The organism is Paenibacillus silagei (assembly GCF_017874735.1).
In the GTDB taxonomy this organism is placed as follows: domain Bacteria; phylum Bacillota; class Bacilli; order Paenibacillales; family Paenibacillaceae; genus Paenibacillus_AQ; species Paenibacillus_AQ silagei.
The window spans coordinates 15,773-28,314 of the sequence record NZ_JAGGLV010000001.1 but is presented as its reverse complement, the minus strand read 5'-3'; the positions used below and the strand labels follow the sequence as shown (position 1 = coordinate 28,314).

Sequence of the window (12,542 nt, the reverse complement as noted above, 5' to 3'; positions counted from 1 at the left end):
TTATGAGCAACGGTAAGTTATCAATAAAGACGAAAAGTTTATTTGGATTAACATCAATAGTTATAATCCTAACTAGTATTTTTTTTAATTTCAGCTCAATTAAAAATATACTCTTAGGGGTATATAAATGGCATTCTTTACAACCAGAGACTACACAGGGAAGCGCAGTTTTAATAATACTGTTTATAATTGTTTTTTCTTTGTTATTATCAAATATTAGAAAAACAAATTTTATAATTCTTGTTTTAGCATTGATTTATTTACAACTTCAACATGTTTTACTTCCTGCAGTTTCAGCATTAATTTACTTGGAAATATTAATTTCAATTGGATTCTTTATCAAAAATATATTTTCGTTGCGAGTTGAAATTCAACTTTCTTCATATGTTCAAGCATTTATCTTGGGTTTTGTTACTTGGGCAACATTGGCTATTATCTCATCTTTATTAGGTTATGGTGGTTTTTCAGATTTAAGAATACTTACTCTAGTTTTAGGATTATTAAGTTTATATAAAAAGAAAACAAATTTAATGACCTATTACATATATGATAAGCTTGCTGCATTAAATAAAACACAAAAATTTATGTTTTCCTTTGTATATATCATGATATTGACTCAATTAGCCAAAACTAATAGAGCATTAGATTATGACTCACTTTGGTATGGGTTAAGACCAGAACATGTACTAGTTGGTGAACATTCATTTTTTGATAATCTAAACTTAGTTATGGCTGTACATTATTACCCTAAATTGTTTGAATTATATACAATACCACTGGGCAATCTTGGTGATTATAGTTTTATTTTATCTGGTAATATAATGTTATATACAATGCTTCTTATTGCCGCATATGTCTTCACTAATTATGTGGCTAATATTAGAATTACAACTTTAGCTATTCTTTTGTTAGCCAGTACTCCAGCCTTAGCAAATATGGCCTCAACTGCTAAGCCAGATGTTTTTTCAGCTTTATTTATATCTTGTTGTGCTTTTTATTTATGGAAGTGGCTTGAAACCCGAGATCTGCTTTCTTTAAGTTTAGGACTGTCTTGTGCGATAATTTCATTGGGTGGTAAGCTTACAAGTTTGATGTACACTCCGTTGTTTATTATAGGTATACTACTTATTTATATCTTTAAAGGTGTAAGACAAAAGGAATGGAGATTGTGCAAAGAACTTCGAAATAAAAACCTAGCTATATTTAGCTTAAGTACTTCTATTTTTGTTTTATGTCTGATTTGTTACAGAACGATTAAACTTACCGGATACCCTTTTTTTCCGGTTTTTCAAAAAATGTGGATCTTATTTGGCTTTAAAGCGAATTATCCCTTTTTAGGAGCAGCAAGTGATTATGTGGTTAGCGACAATAAACACATATTTTCACATTGGTATAATATCGCTTTTAATCCTATGGAGTTTATACATTACGTAATGGTTTGGCCAAGTAATGCTTACCTATTTATGTGGATATTAAGCTTTTTTATTATTGTTTTCAATTTACGAAAAAAAAAGCTGGATTTATCGTTTTATTTGGCAATTGTACCTGTTTGTCTATCGGGTGTATATTACATATCCTCTTTTCCGCAAGGGGGGGATGGGAATTATTATATTCCCGTAGTGATTTTTACGATAATTGCTTTTATGGTGTTGATAAATCAATTATCAGATCACCTTAGAAAAGTAATTTGTGTATCCCTTCTTTTATTTGTACCTGTTCAGTCTTGTATTATGATGGTGTCTCATTTTTCTTGGAGTTGGGGGACCTCTAAGTTTTCCTTAGATATAACTGAGTCTAACTTTGATACCAAATCATATAAGAAGGAGATCTTCTTGAAAAATGGAATGAATCATTTAGAAGAATATTTATCTGAACATAATAATGACAGTAATTGTATTAGTTTCCTAAAAACTGACGGTCAAGAACAAGTATTGAATCAATTATCATGTAGGCATGAAGATATTCAACATATGGCTTCCAGATATGGTAATTCGGTACTTTTCCAATCGGAAGACGATTTTAAAAATTATCTACAATGGGCAAAAATAGATACTATAATCCTACCAAAACAGCGTTTAGAAGAAGAAACATTTAAAAGTGTGTACAAAGTGATAAATGAATTGAAGAAAATGGAGAATTCCGAAATAATAGAAGATACTGAATTTGAACTAGTTCGATTTAAATTATATAAATAACTTCTTTAAAGGATAGGATGAGATATGACAAGAGATTATTTTCTTTAATAAAATCACAGAAAACTTCTTATTAAGAAAGAGAGTTGAATGCTAGTGGAATTATCTATTGTAATCCCTGTATACAATAGCAAACAAGGTCTTGATGAATTATATACCAGAATTTCTAAGGTATTAAAAAAACTTGATCTTAGCTATGAGATTATCTTAGTAGATGACTGTAGCACAGATGATAGTTATGAAAAAATGATTCAATTAAATAATATAGATAATAGAGTTAAAATCATACAACTCATGAGAAATTTCGGACAACATACTGCCTTAATTTGTGGTATGAACCACTCATCTGGAGATTACTTAATAACGATGGATGATGATTTACAAAACCCACCTGAAGAGATTCCAAACTTACTTAATGAAATAAATAAAGGATATGACTGTATTATTGGTAAAGCAGTCGACAAAAAGCATGCGAGATATAGGAATTTTGGGAGCTTTATTATAGGCAAGAGTTATGAGAAGATATTTGGGAAACCAAGGAATATAAAGATGTCAAGCTTTCGCATTTTATCTAGACCCCTTGTGGAATCACTAATTTCTTACAAAGCAGAACACCCTATGATTGATGCTCTTATATTAAAAAACACAAATAAAATTGCTAATATAGAAGTTGAACATGATCACCGCAAATATGGTGTTTCAAATTATTCTTTAAAAAAGAGCTATAAGTTAGCAATGGATCTTTTAGTGAACTATTCGACAATACCGCTACAATTTATTAGTTCAATAGGTTTTTTGTTTTCTGGTATTGGAGCAATAATAGTTATTTATGTAATTGTGGGTAAAATTTTAGGATGGATAAGTGCAGTAGGATGGTCAAGTATAGTCGCGTTAATTTGTATTTTCTCTGGCCTAATCCTTATTTCATTTGGTATTGTCGGGGAATATTTAATTAGAATTATCAGTCAAGTTTCTTTTTTTCAACAGTATGCGGTGAGACATTCTTCTTTTGAAGAAGAAGCATCCTTAAATAAAAGGAAGGATATAGTTGGATGATTACCAAATTAGAATGGGATTCGAAATTTTATGGTCGGAATATTGCTTCTGTTAATTTTATGGATGAAGATGATGTTGTGAAATTAGATCATTATATTAAAAGTGATGAAATTGACTTTATACAAGCACTATGCAAAATAGATGATATGATAAATATAAGAATACTTGAAAATAAAAAATTTCACTTTGCTGATGTTAAAATAACATACTCTTTGAAGATTCGAGAACTTGCTCAATTAGAGGGAGCTATCTTTAACATTGCTATTCCACAGGATAGTACTGCTATATGTAAAATAGCTTCAGATTCTTTTATAAATAGTCGCTACTATGGACATGAACTTATTTTTGGAAAAGATAAGGTTAATGAGATGTTTAGAGACTGGGCTAGAAAATCTATTTATGGAGAATTCGATGACTTTTGTCTTAAGCTAGTAGCAGGTAATGAAATTCGAGGTTTTATTACAGTAAAGATACGTGAATCCAAGACCGCAACTATTGGTATACTAGCTGTAGATGAAAATTCCCGAGGTAAAGGAGTAGGAGAAGCATTATTACACTCATTATTTAGTTTTTTAAGAAACAAAAATATATTTGAGGTTGAAGTGGCGACACAAGGTAAGAATATTATTGCACAAAACCTTTATAGCAAAGCTGGTTTTAGAGTTAAAAAACTAGAAAGTTGGTATTACTATTATTCTTAGTTCTAATAATGAAAAAGGGGCTTTTATATTGGGTTATATTTATATTTTAGGAACAATTCTTTTCACTGTATATGGTCAATTAGCAATGAAGTGGAGAATTTCCAAATTTGGTAGTCTTCCTGACTCATTAAATGAAAAGCTGTTTTTTCTTGTTAAACTAGTTTTTGATCCAATTATATTTTCCTCACTCTTATCGGCATTTGTAGCTTCTCTCTTTTGGATGGCCGCAATGACAAAGTTCAACATTAGTTACGCATATCCGTTTATGAGTTTTTCGTATGTGTTAGTTTTTGTTTTTTCTATTTTTCTGTTTAAAGAACCTATTACCGCATATAAACTTGTTGGTTTAAGCTTTGTAGTAGTAGGAATACTAATATCAAGTAGGTCGATATGATGATACCATTTAATAAACCAGCATTTACTGGAAAAGAAGAAGTTTACATTGGTGAAGCTATAAAAAGTGGACATCTATCTGGAGATGGGTCATTCACAAAAAAGTGCCATTTATGGTTTGAAGGACAATTTAATGTGAAGAAAGCATTATTAACTACTTCCTGTACACATGCTCTTGAAATGGCGGCTATATTGGCTGATATTCAAGAAGGTGATGAGGTTATAATGCCTTCTTATACTTTTGTTTCAACTGCAAATCCATTTGTTGTAAGAGGTGCGAAAATTATTTTTGTCGATATTCGTCCTGATACTATGAACATTGATGAGACATTGATTGAGGAAGCTGTCACGGCGAGAACCAAAGCAATAGTGCCAGTTCATTATGCTGGTGTTGCTTGTGAAATGGATGCAATTATGGATATTGCTAATAGACATAACCTTATTGTTATTGAAGATGCTGCTCAAGGCGTTATGAGCACATATAATGGTAAACCACTAGGAACAATAGGTCATTTAGGATGCTTTAGTTTTCACGAGACTAAGAACTATAACTGTGGCGAAGGAGGGGCTTTGATAATAAATGATGAAAGATATGTTGAGCGGGCTGAAATAATAAGAGAGAAAGGAACCAATAGATCTAGGTTCTTTAGAGGACAAGTTGATAAATATTCGTGGGTAGATATTGGTTCCTCGTATCTTCCAAGTGAATTGAACGCTGCTTTCCTTTTTGCTCAATTAGAGAATGCTGAATTAATAAATTCTTATCGACTAGATTGCTGGGCTACCTATTACAATGGATTAAAAGTTCTAGAAGAAAGAGGAGATATATGTCTTCCTTTTTTACCAAAGAATATTAATCATAATGCACATATGTTCTACTTAAAAGCAGCTAGTTTAGATGAGAGAACACATTTAATTCAATTCTTAAAGCAGAAAGGTATCCAAACAGTTTTTCATTATGTTCCCTTACATTCTTCATCGGCGGGATTAGAGTACGGTGAAATGTTTAAACAAGATGTTTATACTACTAAAGAAAGTGAACGTTTAGTTCGACTTCCATTGTATTATAATCTTCAGATTATGGAAATAAATCAAGTTATAGATGCTGTCAAAGAGTTTTATATAAAAGGAGCGTTATAATGAAAGGTATAATTCTAGCAGGAGGTACAGGCTCACGCCTATATCCCTTAACAAAAGTCACAAATAAACATCTTCTCCCTGTTGGGAAATACCCAATGATCTTTCACTCTGTATTCAAGCTTAAACAAGCAGATGTGAAAGACATTCTTATTGTTACTGGTAAGGAACACATGGGTGATGTAGTTAATCTTTTAGGAAGTGGAAGAGAGATGGGTGTGACTTTCACTTATAAAGTTCAAGACGAAGCTGGTGGTATTGCTCAGGCCTTGGACTTAGCTGAACAATTTGTAGGACAAGATCAGATGATCGTTATTTTAGGAGATAATGTTTTTGAGGATGATATAGAACCTTTCGTTAGGAATTTCCGTGAGCAAAAGTTGGGAGCTAAAATTCTGATTCAAGAGGTTGCTGATCCGAAACGCTTTGGAGTACCAGAACTACAAGGTGATAAAATTATTTCAATAGAAGAAAAGCCGAGTGAACCTAAATCCAGTTATGCAGTGACTGGAATCTATATGTTTGACCAAGAAGTATTCAATATCATCAAAACAATCTCACCTTCAGCCCGAGGAGAACTTGAGATAACAGACGTAAACAATGCATATATTAATCGTGGGGAGCTGACGTTCGATGTTCTTCAGGGTTGGTGGACGGATGCTGGCACACATGTTTCACTAGCTAAAGCACATAATCTGGCACAAGATATTGTATTCGGTGAAGAATTCGGTAAATTGAAACTATAAGTTTGGAGGTTCCATTTTATGAATGTTACATCCTTAAAACTAGAGGGCGCTAAGATTTTAGAACCGGTGGTCCATGGCGACAACCGGGGTTTTTTTATGGAGAGCTTTAACGAAGAAATCATGCATCGGGCTGGAGTTAACTTTAAGTTCATTCAAGACAATCAGTCCCTCTCGGCTGAGGTTGGCGTACTTCGGGGACTTCATTACCAGTTAAACCCTAAGGCACAGACGAAGCTTATTCGTGTGCTAAGTGGTGCGATCTATGATGTCATCCTGGATGTACGCCGCAATTCTCCCACCTTCGGGCAATGGGTAGGGGTCATTCTTAGCGAATACAACAAGCGTCAACTACTTGTACCTAAGGGCTTCGCTCACGGATTCTGTACGCTCGTACCCAACACCCAAGTGCTATACAAGGTGGACGAATATTATTCCCCTGAGCATGACCGTGGCATACTATGGAATGATCCGGCGCTGGGGATTGACTGGCCGGCTACGAATCCGGTGTTGTCTGACAAAGATCAGCGTCAACCGCTGCTAAAGGATGCAGAACTGAACTTTGAAGTATAAGCTATAGCATCTAAATAATCATTATTAGTAAAAGGTGGGTACAAAATGAAACTCCTCATCACCGGCGGAGCCGGCTTCATTGGCAGCAACTTCGTAATCTACATGCTGCAGCAACATCCTGATTATCAGATCGTCAACGTCGATGCGTTGACGTATGCGGGGAATCTGGAGAACTTGAAATCTGTTGAGAATCATCCGAACTACACGTTTGTGAAGGCGGATATTACTGATGTAGCGGCGATGGATAAGCTGATCGGTGATGGTGTAGATGTGGTGGTTAACTTTGCGGCGGAGTCGCATGTGGACCGGAGTATTCTGGAGCCGGAAGTGTTTGTGAAGACGAATGTGTTAGGGACTCAGGTACTGTTGGATGCGGCTAAGAAATATAGTGTGACTAAGTTCGTTCAAGTGTCCACAGATGAGGTCTATGGATCGCTTGGTGCTACAGGTCTGTTCACGGAAGAGACTCCGCTGACGCCGAACAGCCCGTATTCTGCAAGTAAAGCAGGCGGAGATTTACTGGTGCGTGCTTATCATGAAACCTTTGGGTTGCCGGTTAATATTACCCGTTGTTCGAATAACTATGGTCCTTATCAGTTCCCGGAAAAGTTGATTCCGCTGATGATCTCGCGTGCATTGGCAGATCAGGCGCTGCCTGTATACGGTGACGGAATGAATATCCGTGACTGGCTGTATGTTGAGGATCACTGCAGCGCGATCGATCTTGTTATTCATGAAGGTGTGAATGGTGAAGTGTACAATATCGGCGGCAATAATGAGCGGACGAATGTGCATATTGTGAATACTGTGCTTCAAGAGCTCGGCAAGCCAGATTCGCTGATTACGTATGTTCAGGACCGTCCTGGTCATGACCGTCGTTATGGCATTGATCCAACGAAGATTACGAATGAGCTGGGTTGGAAGCCTAAGCACACATTCGAAACCGGCATTAAGGAAACTATTCAGTGGTATCTGAATAACAAGGAATGGTGGACCCGCATTCAGTCTGGCGAATACCAGAAATATGCCGCTCTCCAGTATGGTACCCGTCTGGGGGATTCCCTTTAATGGCGAAGATGAAGGTATTTGTCACAGGTTCAGGCGGGCAACTGGGGCAGGATCTTATGCTTTTGCTTCAGGGTCAGGATTATGAGGTGCTAGGCTGTGACCGTCAGGAGATGGATATTACCGATCTGGAACAATGCCAAGAGATTATTGGAGCGTTCGCCCCCGATGCGGTCATTCATTGTGCGGCTCATACGGCAGTGGATGCAGCTGAGACTGATGTGGATGCAGCGTACCTGATTAATGCTACAGGAAGCCGGAATGTGGCGCTGGCTGCTGAGAAGGCACGGGCTAAGCTGGTCTATATCAGCACGGATTATGTATTCGATGGCATGGGGGAGCAACCTTACCATGAATATGATAATACCGACCCCAAGAGTATCTACGGGAAGTCCAAGCGTGCTGGAGAGGTATTAGTCCAGTCGTTATCCTCCAAGTATTTCATCGTACGTACCTCTTGGGTCTATGGCAAATACGGTAATAACTTTGTCAAAACCATGCTGAAGCTGGGGCAGGAAAAGCCGCTGCTGCAGGTTGTCGATGACCAGAAGGGCTCACCTACCTATACGGTGGACCTCGCAAGATTCTTGCTTGAGCTTATCCAGACTGAAAAGTATGGAGTGTACCACGCCTCGAACACAGAGTCTTGCACATGGTATGAATTCACCCAGGCCATCTTTGCGGAAGCAGAGGAACTTCTGGGGCTGAAGTTCACGGCGAAGCTTGAGCCTTGTGCTACGGAGCAATTTCCCCGTCCGGCGCCGCGCCCGCGTAACTCTGTTATGGAGCATCTGGCGATCCGTACCAATGGGTTCCAGGATATCCGTCCATGGCGTGAAGGGCTGAGAGACTTTTTGCTGGAGCTAAAGTAGTTACAGGATATATTGAAGAACCCCTAATCCATCTTAATGGTTAGGGGTTTCTTATTGTAATTCGATAGTCCTGATGAGAGCGGTTCAACAACCTTCCATAGCCCGGCACCTCTCTTTTCGTTATAATGGGGAGTAACAGGTTCGAACAATGAATATATGGAACTCGAGGTACCCTATGAAACTTAAAACGGTCAGTGTGCATATTGTTACTTATAACAGCGCAGATGATATAGCGGAATGCTTGTCGGCTGTGCTCGGCCAGGATTATCCGGTCAAAAAGATTGTGGTGGTGGATAATGCGTCCACGGATGGTTCGGCGGAGAAGGTGAGGGCGTTCTATCATCAGTTCAGCCAAGGTTCTACGCAAACACCCTCCAAGCGAGTACAATCCTTAAACTCAGCAACAACTATCACAAACGGAGACATCATCACCACAACAGCCCACTCTGGAAAAAGTGCTGATAGCCCCCCTCCCCCAACCCTAGTCCTCCTGGAAAATGAACATAACACCGGCTTCGCCCCCGCACACAACCAGGCGATTGCCGGGACTACAACCGATTATGTGCTGGTGTTGAACCCGGACCTTACGCTGGCTCCAGACTATATCTCCAAGCTGGTCGCCAGGATGGAGACCGACTCCCGGATCGGCAGTGCCACAGGCAAGCTGCTGCTGAAGGCGGACCATTCGCTGGTGGATAGTACCGGACTGCGGATGAATAAGGCGCGGCGGGCGTTTGACCGTGGAGCGGGAGAGCCTGCTGACCAGTGGAATGCGTCTGGTGAAGTATTCGGTGTCTCCGGTGCCGCGGCGATGTACTCGCGGCGGATGATTGAGGATATCAGCGTGGAGGGGGAGTTTTTCGACGCGGATTTTTTTGCGTATAAGGAAGATGTGGATGTAGCCTGGCGTGCTGGGCTGTTCGGTTGGAAGGCCTACTATGATGCGGAAGCGATAGGCTATCATGAGCGGGGCTGGAAGACGTCCGGCCGGAGCGCCAAGGCGATGTTCATCAAGCGGATCTCCTACATTAACCGTTACAAAATGATATACAAGAACGAGTCCTCACGCACACTGCTGCTCACTTTGCTAAATTCTCTTCCTTACGAGATCGCTGCACACGGCTATTCCCTATTGAAGGAGCCTAAGCTGCTGGGAGCCTGGACTTCCTTTTTCGCACAGAGAGCTGCCCTGAAGCGCAAGCGCCAGTATATTCAGGAGAAGGCTAAACATCAAGCACAATAGGGAAAGTGGGGAAGAAACTGAAGAACTTAGAGGAACCCCGCAGATATTTTAAAAGACGCTTATTATCTCGGTATCTATGCCAGTTAACATCACTCGTCCTCATTATACCCACGCTTGTAAAAACCTCCCTGAACAGGCGCTGCCTATCAGCGGGGTTTTTGTGTTATAATAATTGTCGATAGATTACTAAATTTGTCAGGAGAGTATAGCAGTGAATGTAGATGTTAGTATATTGATTCTAAATTACAACACATGCCGCCTGACGATGGATTGTCTGAGGTCGGTATATGATTCGGAGACAAGGTATTCCTATGAAATTATTCTAGTAGATAATAACTCCCAGGATCACTCGGTGGAGACGATAAGCAAGGAGTTCCCTGAGGTGATGCTGATCGCCAATTCGGAGAACGTGGGCTTTGCAAAAGGGAATAACCAGGGGATGGAGGTAGCCTCCGGGCGTTATGTGCTGCTGCTCAATTCAGATACCGTGATCCGTAAGGATACGCTGGAGACGATGCTTGCGTTCATGGACAGCCGCCCGGATCTTGGCGCGTCCGGGTGTAAGGTGATTCTGCCGGACGGGTCGCTCGATAAGGCCTGCCGGAGAGGGTTCCCGACACCGTCTGCGTCCTTTTATTATGCGTTTGGCTTCAGTAAGCTGTTCCCGGACCGTCCGAGGTTCAATGGCTATCAGCTCGGCTATCTGGACCCGGATGACGAATATCCGGTAGATTGTCTGGTTGGAGCGTTCATGCTGCTGCGCCGGGAGACGATTGAGCAGGTGGGCGGGCTGGATGAGACCTTTTTCATGTATGGAGAGGATCTGGATTGGTGTTACCGGATCAAGGAAGCGGGCTGGGGGATTTATTATTATCCGCAGACGTCCATCGTACATCTGAAGGGTGGCAGTGCGCGCCGCAGACCGTTCAAGATTGTGTATGAGTTTCACCGGGCCATGATTTTATTTCATAAGAAGCATTATAGCAGCCGCTACAACAGTATGATAAATGGAGCGGTCTATGCGGGCGTCGGCGTTAAGTTCACTCTGTCGCTGCTGCGCAACGCATTAATCGCCCCGCGTAAGGTACCTACACCCGCACAGAGTTTGAATGTTCCCGGAGAAGCTGGTATCCGCAATGAATCGAAAGCTGAGGTGAGATTATGATCCGCCGGAATCAAAAGTTCCTGACTCAATTATATATGGTTGCCGACTTCCTGGTGATCCAGCTGTCCTTCTTTGCAGCCTGGTGGCTGAAGTTCAAGAGCGGCCTGCTGGAATCCTATCGGACACTGCCTATAGAATCTTATGCTTACTGGAGCGTCATCTATGGGGCCATCGCCATACTGATCGGTATTGTGGTATCTCTATATTTGCCTAAGCGGAAGAAGCGGTTCATTGATGAATTCATCAAGATTTTTCAGGTGCATGCCATGGGGATCTTTATCCTGCTGGGTCTGATGTTCTTCCTGAGGGAGATTGATGTCTCCCGGCAATACCTGGCGATCTACATGGGCTTCAATATTCTATCCATTATGCTGTACCGTTATGTGCTGAAGAAGATGCTGAAGTCGCTGCGTGAAAAAGGCTTCAACCGCCAGTTCGTCCTGATTCTTGGTGCAGGCACATTGGGTAAAAGATTCTATAACAACCTGGAGCAGTATCCGGAGCTGGGCTATGAGGCGATCGGGTTCCTGGATGACTTCCATCAGTGGGATGGTATTGAGGAGCAGCGGTATAAGCCGATTCTGGGTACCGTGGATCAGCTGGAGGCAATGCTGGAGATGCTTCCTGTCGATGAGGTCATTCTGGCGCTGCCGCTGGATGCCCACTCGAAATACCCGGCTATTATTGCTACTTGTGAGAAAGCCGGGATGCGGACGCTGATTATTCCCGATTTCTTCGATTACCTGCCGGCCCGTCCGTATTTCGATAACTTTGCCGGGATGCCGATGATTAATGTGCGCGATATTCCGCTGGATATGGCCGGGAACAAAATGGCAAAGCGTGCGTTTGATATTGTATTCGCCTTGTTCGCCATTCTCATGCTGTCTCCCGTGATGCTGATTGTAGCGCTCGGAGTGCGCCTGACTTCACCGGGACCGGTGATTTTCAAGCAGGAGCGGGTGGGCCTGAACCGCCGTAATTTCATGATGTACAAGTTCCGCTCTATGAAAATGCAGACGGACGGTGAAGTGGACACAGGCTGGAGCACGAAGGAAGATCCGCGCCGGACCCGCTTTGGTACGTTTATCCGCCGAACGAGTCTGGATGAGCTGCCGCAATTCTTCAACGTGCTGTTCGGGCAGATGAGTGTGGTTGGTCCGCGGCCGGAGCGCCCTTATTTTGTAGAGCAGTTCCGCGGCGAGATTCCGAAGTATATGGTTAAGCATCATGTACGGCCGGGGATTACCGGCTGGGCTCAGAGTAACGGTCTGCGCGGGGATACCTCGATTGAGGACCGGATCAAGCATGATATTTTCTATATCGAGAATTGGTCTCTGCTGTTCGACATCCGGATTATTGCCAAGACTATTCGTAATGGGTTTAAGAACGCTTATTAATACAC

General features: G+C 41.1%; 12 protein-coding genes. All 12 read left to right on the top strand.

Features of this window, described 5'->3' with window-relative positions:
* Nucleotides 1-2 precede the first annotated feature (2 nt).
* The 12 genes from J2Z70_RS00125 to J2Z70_RS00070 all read left to right on the top strand — a co-directional run bounded on the left by J2Z70_RS00125 (nucleotide 3) and on the right by J2Z70_RS00070 (nucleotide 12,537).
* The gene (locus J2Z70_RS00125; protein WP_209868305.1) at nucleotides 3-2,195 is read left to right on the top strand and encodes a hypothetical protein; all 2,193 of its coding nucleotides are present in this window, start codon (nucleotides 3-5) and stop codon (nucleotides 2,193-2,195) included.
* Between the two features lie 93 nt (nucleotides 2,196-2,288).
* On the top strand, nucleotides 2,289-3,248 hold the full coding sequence (locus J2Z70_RS00120) for a glycosyltransferase family 2 protein (RefSeq protein ID WP_209868303.1): 960 nt from the start codon (nucleotides 2,289-2,291) through the stop codon (nucleotides 3,246-3,248).
* Nucleotides 3,245-3,949 (top strand): GNAT family N-acetyltransferase, encoded by a 705-nt coding sequence (locus J2Z70_RS00115; RefSeq protein WP_209868301.1) that lies wholly within the window; start codon nucleotides 3,245-3,247, stop codon nucleotides 3,947-3,949. The genes J2Z70_RS00120 and J2Z70_RS00115 overlap by 4 nt, the downstream gene beginning before the upstream one ends.
* An 85-nt stretch (nucleotides 3,950-4,034) precedes the next feature.
* The gene (locus tag J2Z70_RS00110; protein ID WP_342592979.1) at nucleotides 4,035-4,343 is read left to right on the top strand and encodes an EamA family transporter; all 309 of its coding nucleotides are present in this window, start codon (nucleotides 4,035-4,037) and stop codon (nucleotides 4,341-4,343) included.
* The gene (gene rffA, locus J2Z70_RS00105; RefSeq protein WP_342592965.1) at nucleotides 4,340-5,482 is read left to right on the top strand and encodes a dTDP-4-amino-4,6-dideoxygalactose transaminase; all 1,143 of its coding nucleotides are present in this window, start codon (nucleotides 4,340-4,342) and stop codon (nucleotides 5,480-5,482) included. The genes J2Z70_RS00110 and rffA overlap by 4 nt, the downstream gene beginning before the upstream one ends.
* Nucleotides 5,482-6,225, top strand: coding sequence for a sugar phosphate nucleotidyltransferase (locus J2Z70_RS00100; protein WP_209868298.1), 744 nt, complete (start codon nucleotides 5,482-5,484; stop codon nucleotides 6,223-6,225). Before rffA ends, J2Z70_RS00100 begins: the two co-directional genes overlap by 1 nt.
* An 18-nt stretch (nucleotides 6,226-6,243) precedes the next feature.
* Entirely contained in the window at nucleotides 6,244-6,795 is a 552-nt protein-coding gene (rfbC, locus tag J2Z70_RS00095; RefSeq protein ID WP_209868296.1) for a dTDP-4-dehydrorhamnose 3,5-epimerase, read from the top strand.
* 45 nt (nucleotides 6,796-6,840) lie between these two features.
* Nucleotides 6,841-7,863, top strand: coding sequence for a dTDP-glucose 4,6-dehydratase (gene rfbB, locus J2Z70_RS00090; protein ID WP_209868294.1), 1,023 nt, complete (start codon nucleotides 6,841-6,843; stop codon nucleotides 7,861-7,863).
* 8 nt (nucleotides 7,864-7,871) lie between these two features.
* A complete protein-coding gene (gene rfbD, locus J2Z70_RS00085; RefSeq protein ID WP_209869254.1) occupies nucleotides 7,872-8,732 on the top strand; it encodes a dTDP-4-dehydrorhamnose reductase in 861 nt (286 codons plus the stop codon).
* 175 nt (nucleotides 8,733-8,907) lie between these two features.
* Nucleotides 8,908-9,975: a glycosyltransferase family 2 protein gene (locus tag J2Z70_RS00080; protein WP_209868292.1), complete on the top strand. Its 1,068-nt coding sequence runs from the start codon at nucleotides 8,908-8,910 to the stop codon at nucleotides 9,973-9,975.
* 211 nt (nucleotides 9,976-10,186) lie between these two features.
* On the top strand, nucleotides 10,187-11,140 hold the full coding sequence (locus tag J2Z70_RS00075) for a glycosyltransferase family 2 protein (protein WP_209868290.1): 954 nt from the start codon (nucleotides 10,187-10,189) through the stop codon (nucleotides 11,138-11,140).
* On the top strand, nucleotides 11,137-12,537 hold the full coding sequence (locus J2Z70_RS00070; protein ID WP_209868288.1) for an undecaprenyl-phosphate glucose phosphotransferase: 1,401 nt from the start codon (nucleotides 11,137-11,139) through the stop codon (nucleotides 12,535-12,537). Before J2Z70_RS00075 ends, J2Z70_RS00070 begins: the two co-directional genes overlap by 4 nt.
* Nucleotides 12,538-12,542: the final 5 nt, after the last annotated feature.